The sequence below is a fragment of the Psychrobacillus sp. FSL H8-0487 genome (assembly GCF_038008385.1).
Classification (GTDB): Bacteria; Bacillota; Bacilli; order Bacillales_A; family Planococcaceae; genus Psychrobacillus; species Psychrobacillus psychrotolerans.
Genome location: NZ_JBBOZA010000001.1, coordinates 2,043,498 through 2,065,218, shown reverse-complemented (window position 1 = coordinate 2,065,218; position 21,721 = coordinate 2,043,498). Strand labels below are relative to the sequence as shown.

General features: G+C 33.3%; 25 protein-coding genes and 3 pseudogenes. 24 read left to right on the top strand and 4 right to left on the bottom strand.

Annotated features, from left to right (window positions below; translation table 11 throughout):
- Positions 1-80: 80 nt before the first annotated feature.
- A protein-coding gene (locus tag MHI47_RS10455; RefSeq protein WP_340830166.1) for an IS3 family transposase occupies positions 81-1,216 on the bottom strand; the annotation gives its coding sequence in 2 pieces (ribosomal slippage) (positions 81-991 and positions 991-1,216; 1,137 coding nt in all).
- A 662-nt stretch (positions 1,217-1,878) separates the two neighbouring features.
- Here MHI47_RS10455 and MHI47_RS10450 point away from each other — a divergent pair.
- The 12 genes from MHI47_RS10450 to MHI47_RS10395 all read left to right on the top strand — a co-directional run bounded on the left by MHI47_RS10450 (position 1,879) and on the right by MHI47_RS10395 (position 9,079).
- Positions 1,879-2,196, top strand: a complete 318-nt coding sequence (locus MHI47_RS10450) for a hypothetical protein (protein ID WP_340830748.1) — start codon at positions 1,879-1,881, stop codon at positions 2,194-2,196.
- Between the two features lie 235 nt (positions 2,197-2,431).
- Positions 2,432-2,950, top strand: coding sequence for a hypothetical protein (locus MHI47_RS10445; protein ID WP_340769478.1), 519 nt, complete (start codon positions 2,432-2,434; stop codon positions 2,948-2,950).
- A 156-nt stretch (positions 2,951-3,106) separates the two neighbouring features.
- Positions 3,107-3,550 carry a hypothetical protein gene (locus MHI47_RS10440; protein ID WP_340769476.1) on the top strand — a complete coding sequence of 148 codons (444 nt, stop codon included), beginning with the start codon at positions 3,107-3,109 and terminating at the stop codon, positions 3,548-3,550.
- A gap of 187 nt (positions 3,551-3,737) precedes the next feature.
- A complete protein-coding gene (locus tag MHI47_RS10435) occupies positions 3,738-4,331 on the top strand; it encodes a hypothetical protein (RefSeq protein WP_340830747.1) in 594 nt (197 codons plus the stop codon).
- 245 nt (positions 4,332-4,576) lie between these two features.
- Positions 4,577-4,762 (top strand): DUF4083 domain-containing protein, encoded by a 186-nt coding sequence (locus MHI47_RS10430; protein ID WP_340832034.1) that lies wholly within the window; start codon positions 4,577-4,579, stop codon positions 4,760-4,762.
- A gap of 114 nt (positions 4,763-4,876) precedes the next feature.
- On the top strand, positions 4,877-5,299 hold the full coding sequence (locus MHI47_RS10425) for an SMI1/KNR4 family protein (RefSeq protein ID WP_340830745.1): 423 nt from the start codon (positions 4,877-4,879) through the stop codon (positions 5,297-5,299).
- A 220-nt stretch (positions 5,300-5,519) separates the two neighbouring features.
- The gene (locus MHI47_RS10420) at positions 5,520-5,843 is read left to right on the top strand and encodes a histidine kinase (protein ID WP_340830744.1); all 324 of its coding nucleotides are present in this window, start codon (positions 5,520-5,522) and stop codon (positions 5,841-5,843) included.
- Between the two features lie 165 nt (positions 5,844-6,008).
- Positions 6,009-6,164, top strand: a complete 156-nt coding sequence (locus MHI47_RS10415; protein ID WP_340830743.1) for a hypothetical protein — start codon at positions 6,009-6,011, stop codon at positions 6,162-6,164.
- A 119-nt stretch (positions 6,165-6,283) separates the two neighbouring features.
- Complete coding sequence (locus MHI47_RS10410; RefSeq protein ID WP_340762473.1) at positions 6,284-6,688, top strand: hypothetical protein; 405 nt, start codon at positions 6,284-6,286, stop codon at positions 6,686-6,688.
- A gap of 77 nt (positions 6,689-6,765) precedes the next feature.
- Complete coding sequence (locus MHI47_RS10405) at positions 6,766-7,155, top strand: hypothetical protein (protein WP_340830742.1); 390 nt, start codon at positions 6,766-6,768, stop codon at positions 7,153-7,155.
- 240 nt (positions 7,156-7,395) lie between these two features.
- Positions 7,396-7,749: a hypothetical protein gene (locus MHI47_RS10400; RefSeq protein ID WP_340830740.1), complete on the top strand. Its 354-nt coding sequence runs from the start codon at positions 7,396-7,398 to the stop codon at positions 7,747-7,749.
- Positions 7,750-7,912: 163 nt separating this feature from the next.
- Entirely contained in the window at positions 7,913-9,079 is a 1,167-nt protein-coding gene (locus tag MHI47_RS10395; protein WP_340830738.1) for an MFS transporter, read from the top strand.
- A 141-nt stretch (positions 9,080-9,220) separates the two neighbouring features.
- Here the strand turns inward: MHI47_RS10395 and MHI47_RS10390 are convergent.
- Together MHI47_RS10390 and MHI47_RS10385 are read right to left on the bottom strand one after the other, a co-directional pair.
- Positions 9,221-10,452 (bottom strand): annotated as a pseudogene (locus MHI47_RS10390) (IS110 family transposase).
- Between the two features lie 309 nt (positions 10,453-10,761).
- Positions 10,762-11,540, bottom strand: a pseudogene (locus tag MHI47_RS10385) (tyrosine-type recombinase/integrase).
- 147 nt (positions 11,541-11,687) lie between these two features.
- Here MHI47_RS10385 and MHI47_RS10380 point away from each other — a divergent pair.
- From MHI47_RS10380 to MHI47_RS10360, 5 genes are all read left to right on the top strand, one after another.
- A complete protein-coding gene (locus tag MHI47_RS10380) occupies positions 11,688-11,864 on the top strand; it encodes a hypothetical protein (protein WP_340830737.1) in 177 nt (58 codons plus the stop codon).
- Positions 11,865-12,102: 238 nt separating this feature from the next.
- A complete protein-coding gene (locus MHI47_RS10375; RefSeq protein ID WP_340830736.1) occupies positions 12,103-12,480 on the top strand; it encodes a hypothetical protein in 378 nt (125 codons plus the stop codon).
- Between the two features lie 209 nt (positions 12,481-12,689).
- A complete protein-coding gene (locus MHI47_RS10370; protein ID WP_340830735.1) occupies positions 12,690-12,968 on the top strand; it encodes a hypothetical protein in 279 nt (92 codons plus the stop codon).
- Between the two features lie 134 nt (positions 12,969-13,102).
- Positions 13,103-13,789 carry a hypothetical protein gene (locus tag MHI47_RS10365; RefSeq protein ID WP_340830734.1) on the top strand — a complete coding sequence of 229 codons (687 nt, stop codon included), beginning with the start codon at positions 13,103-13,105 and terminating at the stop codon, positions 13,787-13,789.
- Positions 13,790-14,059: 270 nt separating this feature from the next.
- Positions 14,060-14,620 (top strand): GNAT family N-acetyltransferase, encoded by a 561-nt coding sequence (locus MHI47_RS10360; RefSeq protein WP_340830733.1) that lies wholly within the window; start codon positions 14,060-14,062, stop codon positions 14,618-14,620.
- Here the strand turns inward: MHI47_RS10360 and MHI47_RS10355 are convergent.
- Positions 14,541-15,059: a tyrosine-type recombinase/integrase gene (locus tag MHI47_RS10355; protein ID WP_340830732.1), complete on the bottom strand. Its 519-nt coding sequence runs from the start codon at positions 15,057-15,059 to the stop codon at positions 14,541-14,543. The two genes, MHI47_RS10360 and MHI47_RS10355, sit on opposite strands and share 80 nt — an antisense overlap.
- A gap of 164 nt (positions 15,060-15,223) precedes the next feature.
- Here MHI47_RS10355 and MHI47_RS10350 point away from each other — a divergent pair, with 164 nt between their 5' ends.
- The 7 genes and pseudogenes from MHI47_RS10350 (at position 15,224) to MHI47_RS10320 (ending at position 21,549) form a co-directional block, all read left to right on the top strand.
- Positions 15,224-15,598 (top strand): immunity 22 family protein, encoded by a 375-nt coding sequence (locus MHI47_RS10350; protein WP_340830731.1) that lies wholly within the window; start codon positions 15,224-15,226, stop codon positions 15,596-15,598.
- A 1,986-nt stretch (positions 15,599-17,584) separates the two neighbouring features.
- A complete protein-coding gene (locus MHI47_RS10345; protein ID WP_340830729.1) occupies positions 17,585-18,628 on the top strand; it encodes a site-2 protease family protein in 1,044 nt (347 codons plus the stop codon).
- 228 nt (positions 18,629-18,856) lie between these two features.
- The gene (locus MHI47_RS10340; protein WP_340830727.1) at positions 18,857-19,534 is read left to right on the top strand and encodes a hypothetical protein; all 678 of its coding nucleotides are present in this window, start codon (positions 18,857-18,859) and stop codon (positions 19,532-19,534) included.
- An 87-nt stretch (positions 19,535-19,621) separates the two neighbouring features.
- Positions 19,622-19,753, top strand: a pseudogene (locus MHI47_RS10335) (helix-turn-helix transcriptional regulator); the annotation flags it as partial.
- Positions 19,750-20,124, top strand: a complete 375-nt coding sequence (locus MHI47_RS10330; protein WP_340830726.1) for a hypothetical protein — start codon at positions 19,750-19,752, stop codon at positions 20,122-20,124. The pseudogene MHI47_RS10335 and the gene MHI47_RS10330, both read left to right, overlap by 4 nt.
- A 105-nt stretch (positions 20,125-20,229) precedes the next feature.
- The gene (locus MHI47_RS10325) at positions 20,230-20,790 is read left to right on the top strand and encodes a GNAT family N-acetyltransferase (RefSeq protein WP_340830725.1); all 561 of its coding nucleotides are present in this window, start codon (positions 20,230-20,232) and stop codon (positions 20,788-20,790) included.
- Between the two features lie 210 nt (positions 20,791-21,000).
- Positions 21,001-21,549, top strand: a complete 549-nt coding sequence (locus MHI47_RS10320) for an AAA family ATPase (RefSeq protein ID WP_340830724.1) — start codon at positions 21,001-21,003, stop codon at positions 21,547-21,549.
- Positions 21,550-21,721 lie beyond the last annotated feature (172 nt).

The following is a 21,721-nucleotide window of genomic DNA, read 5'->3' as shown; positions in this document are numbered from 1 at the left end:
ATTTACTTGGGATGTGGAGAGAATAATTCATGGATGTTGTGCCTGAAAAATGTGGGGGGATTGGCTTATACCCCTAAGACTCAGGCTGCTGCGCGACACATTATTTCATACGCCTCTGGCGTTACAAAGCCGATGCTTCCATGAATTCGTTTGCGATTATACCAACCTTCTATATATTGAAATAAGGAGATTCTCGCATTCTCAAAGTATTCATATCTTTTTTGATAAACTTCTTCTTTTTTGAGTGTGGCATGAAAGGACTCGATGCATGCATTGTCATAAGGACATCCTTTTCGACTGAATGATGCAATCATTTCATATCTTTTTAACTGTTCTTGAAATGCCTCACTTGTATATTGAGTACCCAGATCCGTATGGATGATTAGTCCCGGCGCTGGATTTTGGGCTTTGACGGCACTTTTTAAAGCATCCAACACGATTTCTGTGGTCATCGTACGGGAAAACTTGTAGCCTACTATTTTCTTTGAATGCAAATCGAGGACAGACGCTAGATAACACCAGCCATCTCGAAGCGTATGGATATACGTGATATCTGCCACCCATTTTTCATTGATTGTGGTTGTTGTAAAATCTTGCTTCAACACATTTTCTCGTTCTTCCACTGGTGTCTGTGTACTTGCTGGACGGTATTTCTTTACAATGTTTGACTGGATGCCTGCTCGTTTCATCAGACGTTGGACTCTTTTTATACTGCAAGAATAGCCTTCTTTTAAAAGTACTCGATGTATTTTTGGGGCGCCATAGATACCTTTGCTTTCTTTATGAATCGCTATTATACGATCCAATATTGCCTCATTGGCCACGTGGTAGCTGTTCAGTTTCTTATGAAATGATTGATAATAAGTACTTTTAGGCATCTTTAAAATGCGACACATCACTTGTACTGGATGATGTCCGCTTTCATTTGTAATGTAGTCGATCAGTTCTTCGTCCTCTATTTTCTCGCGAATATGGTCATAGCCTTTTTTAGGATTTCAAGCTCCTGTTTTAACCGGAGGTTTTCTTTTTGAATCATTTCTACATCGGATACAGTTAATTCCTTTGTCCCTTCGATTGTAGAGAGTTGTTTAATCCATTTATAGATGGTTACTTCTGAAACACCATATTCGCTAGATAGTTGGCTGACCGGGGTACCTGAGCTGTGAAGCTCCACTACTGTTTGTTTAAATTCTTGGTTATAACGTTTTTGACTCATAATACAGACACGACCTTTCGTTAGTTCAATTTTATTGACTTAACCAAGATGTGTCCATATATCTATTCTACATTCAAGGGATAAAAGGAATGTAGAGAAGTTTTTCACTAACGGGTGCTTTAGTTAAACAAGCACCCTTCTATTGCATCCTCAACCAGACTTGTGTAAAACCACTATGGTAAATTATATAAAGTTATAGATGGCTTAAGATTCAGGAAAAATTAATAGGTTGTGGTGGTGAAATCAAATATTAGTTTCTTTTTATATTCTAATGGTAACGTGGGTTATTGTATTTACTATGTTTTTATACAATCAGAAAAGAAAAGGTAAATTAAAAAAGATTACTTTTAATCAATTTGTAATTGTGTGCCTAATTTCTATTGGGTCAATGGTTTTAACAATAGGATTTTTGAGTCTAATGGGATAAAAGGAATGTAGAGAAGTTTTTCACTAACGGGTGCTTTATTTCAAGAAGGAATAAAGCCTTTTTTTATTGAACTAACGCGGCAGGTTAGTTGAATAAGGAAATGTATTTTGTTTAAAATCGGAACCTCAATTCGTATCAACCGTATTAAAGGGAAAGTAAAATTGAAGAAAGTTATAAAGGGGTGCGATATGAGTGAACGATTTGAATTAAGTTTTAAAAACAAGGAAGTAAGAATGTGGTTTTATTTGGCGGTACCAGCGTTTATTATAGGAAGCATTCTTATATTTTATGGTGGACAAAACTATCCGTATATTCCTTTGTCAGTGTTAGTAATAACATGGACTATCTTTTATATATAGCGGTTTTTTTACCGCAGGAAACAGAAGAAAGAAGGGGAAATATATTGAAATCAATATTTTTGTTTCTTTTCGGTTTAATTTCTTCATGGTTGATACTGGGGGTTATTACAGGGGACTATGGTATAAAAAATATGCTGTTTTTAATAATTGCCTATTTAGGTGCTAAATTTGCTATCCGTCAGAGGAAGAAATAGTTTTATCCTTTAAATCACGAGTAATATATTCGTTTAGTATTATGGGGAGAGGTTGTTTCTGCAATGGCTAACCCCTTCTTCAACTAACGGGTGCTTTACTTCAAGAAGGAGTAAAGTCTTTTTTCTTATTGGAATTGCGTAGAAGTAGTTATAGGACGAAAAATTCTACAAGTTTTTCATCCGATTTTTTAAAATCAAATTATGAATTAATTCAATGAGAAAGGAGAGTGAAAAATTGAAAAATCGAGCAAAAATATGGGTTATTTTTATATTTAGTATAATACTTCTTACTGCATGTCAAAAAGGAACAGAAGAACCTGAAATTAGAATATCCAGTGCTTCTGACCATTTAACCCCTATTTCTTATGGAGATTTGCATAACGAAGAAAAAGAAGAAATTGAAGAGAGAATCAGGAATTATATGGTAGGTAAAAAGTTTAGTGAGTTACCTTCCATTAATAATAGCGAAATCATACAAATTGAATCGCTAAACTTTGAAGCAGATGAATTTGAGGTTTATGATTACATTTTAAATGAGAAAGGTTACATTATTTCCGAGTATGATATCGACCCAGTCATCCTAAGTGTTGGAGAAAATGGAATCGTTGAATTACCATCCCAGCAAAATCATAATTTTGGTACATATATGGATTATGCAGTAGACGGAAAACTTATACATTGTTTGTTAATTAGAACTAAAATTAATAACAGTAATTTTGCATTCGCTACACTTGTTTTAAGTGATAGTAACTAATTGTCTACGAATCAATTTTAACATGCATGCTGTTCAACTAACGGGTGCTTTACTTCAAGAAGGAGTAAGGCCTTTTTTCTTATTAAACTAACGCGGCAGGTTTGTTGAGGATAGGTATAGAATTATAGAATTGGATATTGGTATTGGGGTGAGGAAATGAAAAATAAGAAAACTGTTATTGGTATTATTATAGTTATTATTCTCGGAATAGGTTTGTACTTTTTTAATTCTGAAAAGTTTTATACTGCGGCAGATGTTTTAGAAGATGTTGATTTTAGTGTAGAAGAACAATCTGTAGAGTTGACAAAGATTGTTATTGAAGTGGATGATGGAAAACTCGTTCCGATTGAGTTAACAGATACAACTCAGAAAAAATTGATAAAGGCTTTTGAAAAATCGAAATTTAAAAAAGACGAATCATTATCTTCCGATAACGATTACTCGATGAAAATCACTTTGAACAGAGGTTATTATATGTTTATGGATATTACCGGTAAAAGTATAGCAATTAGAGATAATAGTGGTGGTTCATACGAAGAATATTTATTTGAAGATGATAAAGGTTTTTTTAGTATTTTAGAGGAATTAGTAAGAGAATAAATGAATTCTGGATTAGTATTCTAATTCAACTAACGGGTGCTTTACTTCAAGAAGGAGTAAAGCCTTTTTTCTTATTCAACTAAAGCAGCAGTTTAGTTGAAGAAAAGAATTGGTTTTTTATGGTAAAATATGATAATTAATAGATGATTTCAAGTATCAGGATTTTCAATCACAAGGGGGCAGAATAATGAAACTAATAAAATTAGCATTTACAGGATTATTGGTAAGTGGATTATTAACAGGGTGTACGAAAGAAGAAACGAAAGTTGAACAACCTAAAACAGATGAAACGAAAGTAGAACAAGTAAAAACAGAAGCCGAAGTCAATGACCCGAAGAACTGGAGGGACGTTTCAACGCCTGAAGGCTTCAACAGTTATGGAATAGAAACAACGTTGGAAGCTTGGATTGCCTTTCACGCTGAAGACATTGCCAAAACTACCGTCGTAAAAGAATATTACCCGAAGGCAGAACGCATCAGAAATGAAATGAGATATTTTCGGATCCAAGGTGACGACCTTCAAAAAGACTTTGAAAATTTGGAGGTGCTTCAAACTTTGATGGGTAATCTTGATTATTCTATTGCAGTAGCAGAAGAGCAAGGAATTGAAACGGCGGAAACCTATGACGAATTAAAAAAAGCTTTTAGGTATTTCACAGAACTAGTTCACGATATCGAAATTGTAATAAATCACGATGGAAAGGGCGAAACATTCGGGTTCACGCACCAATTAGACGGGAAAAAAGTTAAGGAAATAGAAACGTTCATCTATATAGATTAACTATTTTTGATATCACTTCAAGAAGGATTACAGCTTTTTTGTTAAATCTATAAAGCTAACGGGTGCTTTACTTAAAGAAGGGTAAAGCATTTTTTCTTATTGAACTAACGAGGCAGGTTAGTTCAAAAAGGAATGACTTATAAAGAGTCTAATTACCAATGGAAAATGGTGAAATGAAGGAAATATGGAATGTGAGAGGTAATGTAAAGTTGTGCTTGACCATTTCTATACAAGGGGATGTTTTAATGTTTAATGTGGGAGACATGATTTATCAGGTTATAGTATTGGGGCTTATCGTTTTATTTGTAGTATCGTTCACGTTATTTATAAGAAGATTACTCTTGAATCAACAGGCAAAAAAGCATCAACTTAAAGAACTTGGAAAGAAATTGGATAAAATAATAGAGTTAATGGACTTCAAGAAGCAGTAAAGCCTTTTTTCTTATTGAGCTAAAGAAGCAGTTTAGTTTAAGAAGGAAATACAAATAAATTAAAGAATCTTAAGAATGTATTAGTATTAAGGAATCGTGAAAGGTTGAATAATATTGTATAAATTAAAAATAGATAAACTTATTAATCAATATGACCAAAGGAAGAACTTTTTTGGAAGCATAAATTATGATGAAATAGAGAAAACGGAAAAATTATTAGGGGTTACATTTCCAGAAAGTTATATATGGTTTTTAGCTGAATACGGTGGTGGAGGAAATGGTTTTGAATTTAGTGACTGTGAAATGATGCTCTCTTATAAACAACGTTTTTCCTCAATGCCGGTTGGTTTTGTGATGATTTATTGGTGTGATGAATATGGCTATTGTTTGGATACAAGTAAGCTAAAAGATGGAGAATGTCCTATTATGAACTGGAGTCCATTTGAATCTGCCATCTATCTTTCTAACCCTAATTTTTATGAGTTTTTCTTAGGTGAGATAGAAAATGCAATAGATAATGAATTTTGGGACGAATAAGAATCGACTCTTTTTTGTCCTTTACTTCAAGAAGGGTAAAGCGTTTATTTCCTTCAATATACCTCTTTATGACTTTATCTAATTAGATGTGTTGTTACCTAATCTGAATAAAGTATGTGCTTATTCAACTAACGGGTGCTTTACTTCAAGAAGGAGTAAAGCATTTTTTCTTATTGAACTTACGCGGCAGTTTAATTGAACAAGCGAAAAGGGGTGTAAAGTGAAGAATGTAATAATATTCAATATAATATTTTGTCTACTTGTTATTTTTATTTGTTACACTTATTTTGACTCTAAATCGAGAAGTGCTGTTGCTTATAATTATGCAGCAAGCTATGTTGAAACAAATTACGAAATAAGTAGAGAGAACATACAAGCCTTGGAAATTAATTATCGTATAGGGATGGGTTTATTTGAAATTCTTCTTGAGGATGTATCAACAAAGGAAATTTTCTCGTTTGAAGTAGACATTAGAAAAGATTATTCATTGTACTACTTTAAGGACCTTACCTATGTTCATAGAAAGAATGAAGGCGTTCAATAAAATAAGCTTCTTCAACTAATGGGTGCTTTACTTCCAGAAGGAGTAAAGCCTTTTTCTTTTTGAACTAAAGCAGCAGGTTTGTTGAAGAAGCTATTAAGGAATTTAAAATAAGAAACCGATGTTTTTAAACATTATATCGGTATACAGAGAGAGGGAGGACTATATTTGAAATATTTATTCTTGGCAATTTTAGGGGCATTCATAAGTTGGATAGGACTTAGCTTTATTTTGAAAGACTGGGACCAACAAGGGCTTACGATTCTTATCATAGGAATAGTTATTGGATATATTATTAGAAAACAAACTGAAGATAAGCTTTAAACGTAACAAATTTTAAGAAATTTCTTATTCAACTAACGGGTGCTTTACTTCAATAAGAAAATGAATTTTGAAAGATTATCAGCAGTCGAATAATTTGAATTGAAAGGGGACGTATAAGTTTGATTGATTATTTTGAACGTAAAATTAGATTAAGAGACTTTGAAGTTTGGGATGTTCGAATTAGGGACCAACAATATGCTTTAGTCATATTAGATGAATTTCGACCTGCAACATTTGAAGATTTTGAAATGCCAGAGCTAATTTATGAAGATAATGAACAACGTGCAAACTTTGTATCAGCTACATATTTCTCTGATGAACCTGTTAAAGATGAACATAGAGAAAAACTCGGTGAATTTGCACGAATGCTTACAGAACATTTAGCATTGGCACATTGTGAAGTTATTATAAAGATGTATCAAGAAAACCCTGAAAAAGCGATAGACCGAATTATGTTAACTAAATACGGTTTCAAAGACTCCGATATTCCTTTAGAAAAACTGTGGCATTTTAATCAAGAATAGAGTTCCTACTTTTTCACTAACGGGTGCTTTATTAGAATTAGGCACCCCTCAACTTAAATTAGGAAAGGAGGAGAAAAGTGAAAAGGATTGCTTATACATTAATAATTTCTATGGCATATTTATTATTTCGTTTAGTTATTCTAAAGGTATTTCAAATAGAATCGGAGTTTTTCTTTATAATCGGTACAATAAGCGTCGTTATTCTTTACTTTATGAAGGAATTACCCTTGCTTTTCATTTCCTATAAGAAAAGTTTTAAGAAACGAATAATCACTTATTTGTTTTCAGGATTAATTACTTCTCTATTGTTTACTTTGTTCTATATGAATTTCAGTGAGCTTGAATTTAACTTATTTAAAGGGATACTTCTCCTTAGCTTTGAACTCCACATGACTGCAATCATGATTTATTATCTTCCAGTAGAAACTTATAAAGTTTTGAGACGAAGAGCCAGGATTATAGTTTGAGAAAGCTTCTTCAACTAAAGGGTGCTTTACTTCAAGAAGGAGTAAAGCCTTTTTCTTATTGAACTAAAGCGGCAGTTTAGTTGAAGAAGCAGAGATGTATTATCGTTAATTTCCAGTGAAAAATTTACTATAAATTGGAACTTTCATCTGTTTTTAACGTATTAAAGTACATGGGAAGTTAGCTGAATAGGGAATTTAAATGGTTGGAAAAATTCAAACATTGGATAGGGTGATGGAAACGTGTTAAAGGCTACAAACTTGAAGAAAACTGTATTCATAATTTTAGTTTTCTTTATCATTTGTTTTGCATATGAATACCAAAAACCTATATTGACAACTGTGGAAGCTACAAATTATGCAGTTTTGTGTTTGAACGTTCCGCCAAAAGAATTGGGAATAAAAGCTCTTGATATTAACTTTGATGAAATTACACTGAAGCAATTGTCTATTGATACAAAGAATGGTTTTTATAATCAACACACTAATAAACGCGATTTGAATATAACACTGAAAACAAAAAATGGAGAAGAATCAACCGTTAAAATTAATGCGTATAATGGAAAATGCCTTGAAGTGACTGGTCCATTAAATTAACAGGATGTCCTGTTGCTTTTTATTGTGCTAACGGGTGCTTTACTTCAAGAAGGAGTAAGCCTTTTTTTCTTATTGAACTAACGCCGCAGTTTAGTTGAACAAGAGGTCCTTTTTATAGCTTTAAAGAATATACATGTAACAATAATTATAAATGGGGGATGCAATGGAGTTTAGTGGGAAGGTAGGTTTAAGTGTTGGTTGGATAACATTGTTTTTAATGGGTATTGACTTATTTGTAGTATCTCCTTTACTACCGTTCATTTCGGAAGCTTATAATGTTAGTTCAGCGATGACTGGATGGATGGTAACAGTTTTTGCAGTCACATATGCTTTTTTCGCTCCTTTCTTTGGATGGCTTTCAGATAAAAATGGACGGAGACTATTAATTACATTTGGCTTATTGTTGTTCGTCATTTCTAACATACTAACTGCTTTTGCTCCTTCATTCTTTTGGTTAATTGTTAGTCGTATTTTAGCTGGTTTATCCGTTGCTTCAATTACTCCTTTGATTTACGCAATCATTGTAGATACTGCACCACCAAATCGGACAGGGACATGGCTTTCGATTGTTGTTTCAGGACACTTAACAGCTCTTTGGGCAGGAGCTCCATTCGGTATGTTATTAGAGCATTTTCTCGGTTGGCGTTCAGTATTTGTTATAATGGCCGTTATAGGAGCTATATTGGCAGTAGTAAATTTCAACACCTGGAAATATGTTCCTAAAATCTATTTAACAAGGAATCTATTAGAAGGAAATTTGCTAAGAATACTTGGTTCGGTAAGTGTTACAACCTTTTGGGCGATTTCAATGTATGCTCTTTATGTTTACTTAGGAGCTTCTCAATATTCTGAAAATAGATTCTCATCAACAGAAATCACATTAGCTATAACTTTTTATGGTATCGGAGCTGTTTTAGGAAGTCTTATAAGTGGACAATTAACAGATAGATTTGGAGAAAGGAATATATCGAAAGTTACCCTCATGTTCTTGACACTAATATTTGTTTGTTTAGGTATATTCTTCACATCAGGTGATTGGATCTATTTCTTCTTGTTCTTATGGGCTTTAGTTGGGTATGCAGGATTTAGTTCATACCAAGCAAGATTAGCGGTTGAATATTCAAACGAACGAGGAATTGTCATGGCGTGGAATAATACCGCTTTGTATATTGGTATTACCCTTGGCTCAATGATTGGTGGTTTTGTCATTTCTAAATGGGGATACTCTTTCCTTCCGTATGTTTGTAGCATTGCAGCAGTTCTTAGTTTTGTCCTTAGTACCCAAAAAGTCCAAGAAACAAAAAAGGAATCAGCTTATTCAGATACATGACATCAGAATGAAGTCTTTTTGTTGAACTCCCATGAAAATTAAATCTTCGATTTAGAGAAAAAGGCAATACGAAATCTGACGCAGCCCAATAATTTTTAAAAAAAGTGCAGCGCCTAATAGAGAATTAAATTGTGGGTTGGATTAGGAGGCATTTGGTTCAGTGATTGTCACGTTGATTGTCACGTTGTAACCTAAGTTTTCAAGTCTTCGAACAGAATATCGTACAATTGTTCTTTTTGTTTGTCAAAGTAATCTTCCCCTAAGTCTACGTACATTTCTTTGCGTGTTAGGAGATAATAGCTGATTCTTAAAATGGCATGAGCCACCGATATCCCTGCCCGCTTTTTACCCTTTCTTGATGCAGTACGCCTATACAAGGATCCCAAGTAGGTTTTGGATCCTCTAACAGAATGAGCTGCTTCAATTAATGTCGATTTCAAGTACTTGTTTCCTTTTTTCATGTTGGTTGATTTCCTCTTGCCCGCACTTTCATTATGTCCAGGTACTAATCCTGCCCAGGAACATAAGTGCGCCGAACTGGGGAATTGCTTCTCCACATCTGTACCGACTTCGGCTAAAATTTGTTCAGCCATTCGAGTGGCGATGCCAGGAATGGAATCCAATCGTTCTATATCTTCTTGATGGGAGGATAACCTAGTAGCCACCTCTTCGTTTAATAGCTCAATCTGCTCAGTTAGAAATTCTATATGGACCAGAATGGTTTTCAACATGAGACGTTGATGTGGATTGATATATCCTCGAAGAGCTAGTTCTAGTTCACTCTTTTTCTTCTTCATTGATCGGCGGGCAAAGCTAGCTAATTTCTCAGGATCATTTTCGCCATCGGCGATAGCACGAAGCATATCAAGCGATGAAACACCCATGATGTCGGAGACAACGGAACCGAGTTTGATATTCGCTCCTTCTAAAACCTTTTGAATCCGATTATGTTGTCTCGCACGCTCTTCAATAATACTTCGACGGTATCGAACTAACTCTCGCAATTCCCGCTGATTTCGGTCTGGAATAAAACTTGCTTTAAGTAGACCATGACGAAGAAGTTTGGCAATCCATTCGGCATCCTTTACATCGGTCTTGCGACCTGGTACTGCTTTCATATGTTGAGCGTTCACTACTAAAAATTCAATGCTCTCGGCTTCTAGCAAGTTAACAATAGGCTTCCAAAATACACCTGTACTCTCCATTGCTACGTGAGTACAACCATGCCCCTTAATCCAGTCAATTAACTTTAATAGAAATACAGTTTTAGTGGAAAACGTTTGAATCTCCTTTCCTTTTGGGGTAATAATACAAGCAGTAATGGAATCCTTATGGACATCCATCCCACAAGCACGTTCAATGATTACTTCCATTGTAATCATCCTTTCTACGGCAAATAGTATTGGAGGCTGGTGCAATAACCAGAGTAGGATTAATCTCCCATGAGTGCTTCCCGTAAGGGAGCGACAGTCTGTGATGCACCGTGGTCGTTGGAGTCAGACTAACGGATGGGCTCTATGGCACCATAGTTCATCGACCTTCCTCTCCCAGCCGTAGTATCCTATACCCAGGTTTTCACATTTTCATTCTCTGTGGTGTAGCGCTGATTTTGCGCTACATGGATGGCTAACGGGTGCGTTAGTCAAATTGAGCAACGTCATTATGACGTTGCTCCTTTATATTTAAAAGTATTTCTGATAATACTCCTTCCTTAGTCTTCCGCTTAATTGAGCGTAGATCCTAGTTGTTTCACTTTTCTCATGTCCCATAAGACTTTGTATGACTTCAATAGGAGCTCCATTATTCATCAAATGAGTTGCGTAGCTGTGCCTAAGTTGGTGTGGGTGAATCCATTATTAATTTCCGCACGATTGGAGATCCGCTTTATGGTATATCGCATTTGGGCGACGCTCATTCTATGTGGCTGCCTTGTTATCACAAAGATGGCTGGATTTTGGTCATTACGGCTTTCTAAATAGCGTTTAAGCCATATGTCACAACGTGTATTAAAATAAACTTCCCTTTCCTCTCACGATTGAAGATTGATTGGACCAATTAATATGGTTCTTTTCTAACGAAACTATTTCTCCAATTCGACAACCTGTAGAAAACATGAATTCAAATATCGCTTTTTCCATAGCAGAATGACAGGATTCACGAAGGTGTTCAATCTCCCGCTCAGTTAAATACTTAGGTATCCGCTTACCTACTTTTGGTTCTTTAATCTTGGAAGTTGGATTCCTACTTAGGAAACCTTCTTCATGGGACCAACGAAAAAATGACTTTAAAAAGCGGATACGCCAGATATAGCGAGATATTCTTTCAGTTGATTTGTATCTAGCAATTTCATCTCTATATCTTTAAAATAACCAATTAGTAGCAAGGACTGTACCTGGTAGGCCTTTAAAGTTTGTGGTGAAAAACCCTCTATTCGCTTCTCCGCTTCAAGTAATAATTCCATTCCCCCTAAAATAGTAATATTAAAAGGATTATTGCCAACTTAATAGAATTATAGACAAAGGGTTTGTTTTTACTAACGCAGCAGGAAAGTTTAACAAGGAAATTTAGTATTTTTACTTGAAGATATTTTTAGGAGGTTAAGTTCAATATGAAAAAAACATTTGAAGTTATGCACGATGGTCATCATATTAAAGTGGTGAACAGCTGGTTTACAGGTGAAAAACTATATGTAAACGGACAATTACAGGATGAAAATCTTGGACTTGCTGTTAGAACTGTATTAAATGGTGAACTAAAAAGTAATGACGATAGAAAAAGTAATTAAAGTAGCTTTGGGTGGGTTTTTTAAAATTAACTGTAGGATATTTGTTGAAAATAACTTAATTTATCCTAACAAAAAGAAATAATATAAGTTACTCTTCTTGAACTCAAGGGTGCTTTTCTTTAAGAAGGACGTAAAGAATTTTTTACTTCAAGAAGGAATAAAGCCTTTTTCTTGTTAAACTAAAGGTGCAGTTTAGTTGAACAAGATTTTCATCATTATAGATTGAGGAAGTGAAATTGTGAGGAAATTATTATTTATGTCTATTATGCTAATTGTATTTTTTATTGTAAGCGGATGTAATAATAACTCTGTTAAACAAATTAAAGCAGATTACTTTGATATTGAATTTGGGCAGAGTTTGTACGAGGGGTATAACAAAGTAGATAAAGAAACTGTTCAGTCACTTGTGAAGGCTTACAATCAAATAGAATATAGTGGACAAACAAATGAAGAAATTAATTATGATAAGGCGATAACAATAACATTTATCTATAATGACCAAATTTCAGGTGCTTTAGTGATAGATGATAAGGGGATTTTTCATCTAAGTGATAGTGCTGAAAATTATCAAATCGAGTCCAATAATGATATTTATGAACAAGCAATAGAAATATAGAACGATGTGAAGAAACAATATTGAACTAACGCGGCAGGTTAGTTGAATAAGAAATAGTAAGATATATGATAAAATTGTAATAAAAAGGAGAGAGATTATGAAGTTTTATATTGCATCTAGCTTAAAAACTATTTAACAGGTTAGATATGTTAGTAAAAGGTTAAAAAATAAAGGATTTATCCATACATATAAATGAGAACGTAACAACATTGGAAGAACTAAAGGCAATAGGTCAAAAGGAGAAAAATGCTGTAATAGAAGCTGATTTTGTTGTAGTTTTATTACCAGCGGGAAAAGGAAGCCATATTGAACTAGGTATTGCTATTGGAAATGACAAAAAAATTTATCTTTACTCACTGAACAAAGAAATAGATAACATTGAAACAACCAGTACATTTTATCATTTACCTGAAATCGAAAAGTGCTTTGGAACCTTAGATGAGTTAGTAGATATTATAGACTTAAAGTCAAAAAGTTTTTTAAGCTAGCTAACGAGGTGCTTTACTTCAAGAAGGAGTAAAGCCTTTTTTCTTATTGAACTAACGCGGCAGTTTAGTTGAACAAGAAATGATTTGAAACATATCCATTATCTTCACGTCTAACAATTTAAGGAGGCGACTTTTTGAAGAAATTACTTTTCACTTTTATATCACTGTTCCTATTATTAGCGGCTTGTCAAGCAAATGATTCCGATGCAATTACACTGGTGGGTCAAGACAACGAACATCCTATACTCGGTTCTGATAATGAAAATCTCACCTTACCCGAGGGTGAAGAATTAGCTGTAGACACGTCTGACATTGAACAAATGAATATAGGTTCCGAAATGCCCAAACTTTTATATGCCGATAACAACATTGCGGTTATGCAAGGTACATTTGGAGTAGTCGTATATAATATGCAAGACTCTATAGTTACAAATCGAATTTCATATGAACAAATTAAGTCATATGACCTTCCAATGATGTTGGCATCTGTATCACATGATGGTACAACCATCTTTATTGGGAATGATGATATGTACAATGAATTTATTTATACTTATCAATACAATATTAGTACGAGAGTAATCAAAAAAACAATACAACAGCCTTCAAGCTTATTTAGTCCTATAACTATCGAGACACCTGGTTACAACGAGGAGTACGATAAATATTTCCATTTAAATTATCTTACGGCTGACAAAATTGTAGAATTGGATAATACGTTTATCTATCTACGCTCTAAAGACTGGAATATGAAAAACCTACAAATCGTTATTTGCCAGTATGAAGATAGCGAAAACAAAGTTTTTGATGTGTTCAAATAAGAATTAAAGTCATAGTCATTGTTCACCAATCGGGCACGATGAGGGAATAAACTGCTCTTTCTTCTTCAACTAACGGGTGCTTTATTTCAAGAAGGAGTAAAGCCTTTTTTCTGATTGAATTAAAGGGGCAGATTAGTTTAACTAGCAGGTATTCCTAAGTAGGATGCCGAATGATTAATTAAATGAGTAATTTTGAAGAGAAAGAGGTCTTAAACGCGGAAAGCTAAAAGAATTGTGGAAGTGGCTTGTCTTAGGAGAGGTGATAAAAAAATGATTGAATTACGAAAGATAACTGGGGATAACATAGATGATGTGATAGCACTTGAAGTTGGAGAAAAACAGAAAGAATTTGTATTAGAAACTACTAACCTCAGATGCTTTGCAGACGCTCATATGTTGAACGCAGACGGTATACCAGCGACTCCATTAGCCATTTATGCTGATGAAACTATAGTTGGATTCTTGATGTATATTTACGATACGATGGATCATGAATCATTTGAAAATGAAGTTTTTTATGGTAAGAAGAGTTATTTTATATGGCATAATATGATTGATAAAAGTTACCAAGGAAAAGGATATGGCAAGCTTGCTTTTGAAAAAATGTTGATGGATATTGAAACTATGCCATATGGGGAAGCAGATTATGTAAACCTCTTTTATCATACAGATAATGTCATAGCTAAAAGATTATACGATTCATTTGGTTTTGTAGATACAGGCATCATTCAGGATAATTCGATGTTGGCGATCAAAAAACTAGATGGGAAAATAAATATCTTTCTGCGTACTGAGTTAAGAACACAAACTCTTCTGGTTCATCCTCTGTGACGTCTATATAATCAAATAAATCTTGCAATAAATTCGCTGTAGTACGACTAATAGGGACAATGCGTGCTCTTTTACTTTTGGATATTTCAGCACGTATGTTTAATTGTCTGTAATGTAAGTCGAAGTCCCCCCGGATTAGCGACGTCATCTCACTTACACGAAGCCCTGTATCAATCATTAATACCATTATTATGTAATCTCTACGACCCGTATATGTCCTTATTTTAGGTGCATTTAGTAGAGATTTTATCTCATAATCTGTAAATATTTCAAAGGTCTCTTTATCTTCCTTTTGTAATCCAACATCATTTGCTGGATTATGATTAATATACTTTTTGATAAGGGCCCAGTTATAAAAGACTCGTATAAATCTTATTGCGTTATTTGCGGACCTTGCAGACACTTCTATAGTAAGTTGAAACGTTTGTCGCGTGGTCATCCCATTTTACCTTCTTAAATGTCATGTAATAGATATATTGACGTACACAGTCCTTTTCATTACCGTTTAGTTCGTGATCGATACAATCCTTGGGCTAATTATAGACTAGCGGGTGGGGTTTCATCTTTACCAGAAAATATTAGATTAAAGTAGGAGGACAATATATGGAAAAACAAGGATGGGTTTCCATTTGGGTAGGAAATATTAAAGAAGAGGACTCTATAGAAGAGTATGTAGATTTAACATATGATGAGAAGGGCGAGTCTGTACCTTCCAAATTTTTTATTGATTTTAATATTGATATGGATGAAACAGATGAAGATACAATAGAAAAAGTGGTCTATAAGAATAGTAGTAGTGATATTTCTACATTATTAGATGGATGTTCGTATGAAGAAATTATCATCCCAAAAATTAAGGGAAGTATAGATTTAAAAAAATCATATAATGCAGTAATTCTGATATATAACTTTGAGCATAATAATGAAATTACTTCAACTGCTGCTTTTGACTATATTACTTCTACAAATTATGAGTAATGTAACATTTTAAAAGTATGGAGAATAATATCTTAGATAGTGTAATTTAATATTTGAATACTTAAAATAATATTACAACCTTGATTGGATACAACCTTTCAAGGTTTCTTTTTTTGTGTACTACTTAGGAAGCATTGATTTGCGGAATTGCCATAAAAATGCTAAGATTTTTATTTGATCAAAAAACTGTAGATTTCAAGGTTGAATCGTATAAGTTGTTCTATTAAATTGCCTAGACCAAGCAAGAGTTTCTAAATAAATTTAAATCTGAAAAACTAAAATTAGGTTAATACATTATGATACTTGATAAGATGTCAAATGCTCCCCTTGTAAATTGGATGTGCATTTGATTAAGGTATGTGGAAAGTTTATAAAACAAAAGAACGTGGAGGTCACTATATAATTAAAGAAACTGGTAGTGAGAATGAGGTGTTTGATTTTTTTATGAATTAGTATTAAGTGCACATAATAGACTTCTGAATTAATGTACTTAAAGGTGGATATGAAGCATGTTTGTGTTTCATCACCACCAGCTGAAGTCTAAATCCCACTAAACCTCAGCCATTAAAAATAGGGAAATCCTTGTCGGTATCATCTTTAGTAGTTGATATGACAGGGATTTTTATTTGTTAACTATTCTTTTGATGGTCCCGACTAGTGTCGAAGTAGTGCCCCCACCTTGTAGTGGTGGTTTTAGTTAGAATGGCATCATTTAGGCACCGGCACTGATTACCCTTTTTGAGACAGGAATAAAAACCCCTATATTTAGCCATGTTACGGTATTGAACCTGTGATTGGCTCTTTGGTTTCATTTGAATCATTGATTACGTGATTGATATTGTTGCTCTGTTCCATTTAGGTCAGTGCAATTTTATTTATGTAGAATAGTGAGGTTTTTAAACTACGGTGGAGTTACTACATGAAGGATTAACGCAAAAACCTAGGGGAATCGAGCAAAAAGAAGGGATAAAGGAAGAGAAAGCTGTTTTTGAACGAATGGAACTAAAAAGAGTTTAGAGAGAATGGACAATAAACAGGAGCGTTGATTCTGGATTAAAGGGATTAACGTTCTTTTTGTTGAACTTATTAAACTAATGGATCAAAATACAATGAAATTGATTTTAGTAAGACCTATAAATAGGTAATCAAAAACATTTGTTAGAGGAGATTGTGAAACATTTCACTTAAACTAACGCGGTAGTTTAATAAAATAAAGTGGGGGTGAATTTTTGAAAAGAAACAAAGTAATAATTTTCATTATATCTGTGATTTTTTATTGTGCTTAGTGTGGATTTTATTTCCTAATAAAAGTGCAGAGGTAAAAATTTTCACCTATGAGATAGAGGAAAACAATGACGAACTTATTATTGAAGTTAACTATCAATTCACTAACAATACAGGAAATTTTAGTTATGCAACTATTGTTTTAGACAGTTTTTTTATGAACGACTTAAGAATCCAGAATCTATTGAACCCATTTTTTAAAACGGTGTAGTATCTGGTTCTACAAGAATAATTATTAACAAAGAGGACTTAACTTCAGACTTTATTGAATCGTTAAAATCAAAGGGAAAAAATCCTTTTCGTGCTATAAGTATAGGTGAAGAAATTAGTTTGTAATAACTTAACTAACGGGTGCTTTAGTTTAAGAATTTGTTTAATTTGTGTTCAACAATTGGACCATTTAGTTGAGAAAGGAGAAACTAACTTATGAAGAAGAATATTTTATACTTTGTAGCAGGTCTCTTAACTTATTTTGTGATTTCTACTCTTATACAGTTATTGTAAAAGCTAATTTATAGAGTTCAGCAAACGGACGGGATTGTTTAATATGCGGTCTCTGTTCTTATTCAACTAACGAGTGCTTTAATTAAACAAGCGGCTACCTGTCAGGGTAGCTTTTTCTTGTTGAACTAACGCCGCAGGTTAGTTGAATATCGAAACTTTCGATTACTTTATCCGTATTAAATGAAGGAGGGGAAAAAAATGAATACTATTACAAAACCTTTGGGAATAACTATTATTATAGCGATACTGATTTTTTTATTTAACTTTACAAATTACTCAACAATGGCGAATTTTATGGGCTTAACTTTCGTCCTATTATTTATTACCTTGTTAATTCATGAGTTAGGGCATGTGTTGTTTGGCATATGGTCAGGTTACAGATTTAACTATTTAACTGTTGGTCCTTTAACAGTTGAAAATACTGAAAATTTACATATTAAGGTGAATGACAATTGGTTATTAGTTGGGGGTGTAGCAAGCTGTTCACCTTTATCAAGCGATTTAACAAGTATCGCTAAACAACATAAACGATTTGTTTCTGGTGGACCATTTTTTTCTGTCATTACAGCGGTTATCAGTTTAATAGTAGGCACATCAATGGGCATACACTTCTTTTCATACTTTGGAATATTTAATTTAATCATTTTTCTCACTACAATATTGCCATACCGAGGAGCTATAAAATCAGATGGAAGGGTCTTGCTTGAGCTATCAAAACAAGGTAAACAAACTGAAGAATTTTTAATATCTTTATTATTGATGAAAGAAATGAATTCCCCAATACATCCAACGGACTGGTCTATAGAATTAATTGAAAAAGCAAAAACATTACAACCATCTGTTGACAATGTTATGGTTGGATATTTTCTTTTTTACTACACACTAATAAATGAAGGATACAAAAATGCTTCTGCACTACTTGAACCATTTAAGAAATTACCTGTAACTAAGCAAAATCAAATTACGTTGCAATTTATCAATCACATTCAGCAGATAGATTTGATTATTGTAGGAAACTTTGATGAGGTGCGAATAAACGAACTGCATCAATTTTTGAATCCAATAGAGCCTATCAGTTTTAAAAGAAGTCAAGCCATTCTGGCAAAATTAAAAGGGGATGAACAACAAGCGATACAAAAATTATCAGAAATAATGAAAGAAATTCATAAGGGCAAAAAACTATTTGGATTTTTTTATGCAGAGGAACAATTAACACAAATATTAGAAACAAAATTATTGTAGTAAATATGTAGCCTATAAAAATAAAGAAGTTTTACATAATTAACTGTGCTGGTGCGTTGGTCTAGTATGATAATGGACTTTTTGTTTGATTCTTAACTAACCGGTGCTTAGTTAACAATAGGATGCCTTTTAGGGGGAGATTTTTTGTTCATCGAGTTAAAATCAGGAAAAGTAGAGTGTATAGAAGTAGAAGTTCTTCCTGAAGTATTTTAAAAGGAGCTAATTGTTTTGTATTTATTTGAAGAGATTGTTATAAAAGGCATTGAACAAAATCCAATAATTGAAATTAGGGGAATTAATGATCATCCAAAGGTGGAATATGAGAGGTTAGACATTGAAGCACCTTTTGGAAAGAAAATTTCATCAATAGCTCAGTTTTTTTTAGCTCCCTTTATATTAGTTAGTTCGAATGGAATGTTGGATATTCCAATAGTGGACGACAAAATTCTCGATATTTCTATTAAAGAAATAGCCCCGCACTTCAACAAAGTTGAAAGAATTACAACCAATGAAAAACAAGTACTTATTAGGTTGCAAAATGTTAGAGAAAGTTCAAAAATACATTTTATCAATCTAAAAGAAAATCGTAAAGTTAATGCCATTGTAAATGATATATATTCAGAAGGGACTTCAAACTGGGGAGAAACATTCCCACCAAAAGAATTTAAAGTTAATCTCGACCTTGTAAGAAAAACAGCTAATCATGATATTTTATCCATGTGGGATTTTTTCGAACATACTTTTGTACAGGGAAATGGGGGGATGGCTATAATTCCAAGTGGATGGTCTTTTGATGAATCCTTTATAGATAGGGTAGCTGTTCAGAATTTTGCAAGTGTCTGTAATGAAATGATGATAACAGTTAATAGTGAAAATAATTTTATAACTTCTATTCTAATAAGCTAGTATGCTTTCTTCTTCAACTAACGGGTGCTTTAGTGAAATATAGAGTTGGATAATACAGCTCTTTTTTTGTTCAACTAAAGCCGTAATGTCTCTAGGCAAACCATAATATCTTTGGAAAAAGGACGTAATAATCCTTCAATCACATTAGCATTTAAGTTAGCTCGTTTATTTAATTGTCATATTGAAGATATTTTTATTTATGAGGAGGACCATCAATGAAACACAATAGAGCAATTTTTTTAATTTTAGGTTTCATTATGCTAATAAATGCACTTCTAATTAATGGTGTTTATATTTTTTCAGGTAAGTTTCCAGAAGGATTAATGGCAGTTGCTTTAACGATTATGGCGTTCTGTTTAGCTTATTTAGCACCCCACTTTTCTGCAAAAGATGAGCGGGCTCAAAAAATCCGTGAACGTGCAGTATATATTAGTTATTTTTGGGGTATTGGTTTTGCCGTTATTTTAATGATTATTTTCAACCCTACATCGTCGCTTAACCTTGCTGCCTTTCAAGTATTATCACTATTCATGGCATTATATATTTCTACTGTCTTTTTAAATATGGTTTATTATGCAAAAAAATATTAAAAACATTGTTAACGTTGCCAAATAAAAGTTAGGTAAAAACCTCGTTTAGGGAGCAGTAGAGTTTAAAAGGATATAATAAATAAGCTGTGGTAAGGGGGAGTTTTGGTGAATCCATTATTATTAGATATACCATTACAAATAGAGACAGAAAGGTTATTATTACGAGCACCTAGGCAATCAGGGGACGGTACTATTGTTAATGATGCAATTCAAGATTCTTTTAATGAATTAAAGGCTTGGTTGCCTTTCGCACAGACACTCCCTACTGTGGAGGAAACAGAAGTGAATTTGAGAGAAGCATATATTAACTTTTTCAAAAGAGATAGTTTACGTTTCCTGATTTTCCATAAATACACTAATGATTTTATAGGAGTAACAAGTTTCGAAGGTTTAAACTGGGACATCCCAAAAAGTCATATAGGTTATTGGATTAACACAAGATTTAGAGGTAACGGATATATGTTAGAAGCGGTAAAAGGATTATGTGAATTAGGTTTAAATCATATTAACTTTAAGAGAGTTGAAATTAGATGTGAATCCACCAACCTAAAGAGTCGTTCTATCCCCGAAAAATTAGGATTTGAGTTAGAAGGGATTTTAAAGAATGAGGATTTATCAGCAGATGGAAGTAAACTGACTGATACTTGTATTTATGCCAAAGTTTAAGCAAGGGATATTGTGAAGAATTACACTTAAAGTAACGGGTGCTTTACTTCAAGAAGGAGTAAAGCCTTTTTTCTTATTGAACTAAAGCGGCAGTTTAGTTGAAGAAAGGTTTTTACAGAAGAGTGAAGAATTACATAATTGTTCAAATACATTGAAGGTGTAAGTGTTTGTTTACCTAAACAAAAAATAAACTTCAAAGGGGTTCATGGGGTGAGATTTCTAATAATGACAGTAGGGACAACACATAGTGGAAAAACTACTTTCGCTAAGCTTTTAGAAAAAAGATTAATTAATTCAATTGTTATTGACCAAGATGTACAAGGAGAATTTTTAGAGAAACATTATCCGTCCTTATTACCAGAAAAAGGACCGAAAATTTTAAAATTTGCTCTTTCGCAAACAATTGTAGAATTTGCTATTCACAAAACCGATAACCATATTATTTTATGTAATTCTAACCGACAAAAACAACCTCGATTAAATTTGATAGAAAAATTTAAAAAAGAAGGTTTTCAAACCCTTCTTGTAAATTTCTATTTACCGATAGATATATTAAAAGACCGTATTATATATAGTCATCGTGATATAACAACCCTTAGAAATGTTTCAAACTATAACGAAGTATTAGAAATTCAGCTGAAGCAAACAAAAAATGAGGGATTTATTTCTCCTAATAAAGATGAAGTGGACCATCTATTCACTATTAGTAATGAAACTGATGTTCAAACAGTTATTGAAAAAATCATTAAATTAGTTTAAGTGAAAGAGATAAAATGCACTTCTCCCACTAATGGGTGCTTTACTTCAAGATGGAGTAAAACCTTATTGAACTAAAGCAGTAGGTTAGTTGAAGAGTGTTGTTTTACTTGTGTTCAACAATCGGGTCAAATTTGGTTAAACAAGGATATGGTAAACTTAATTACAGATTAAA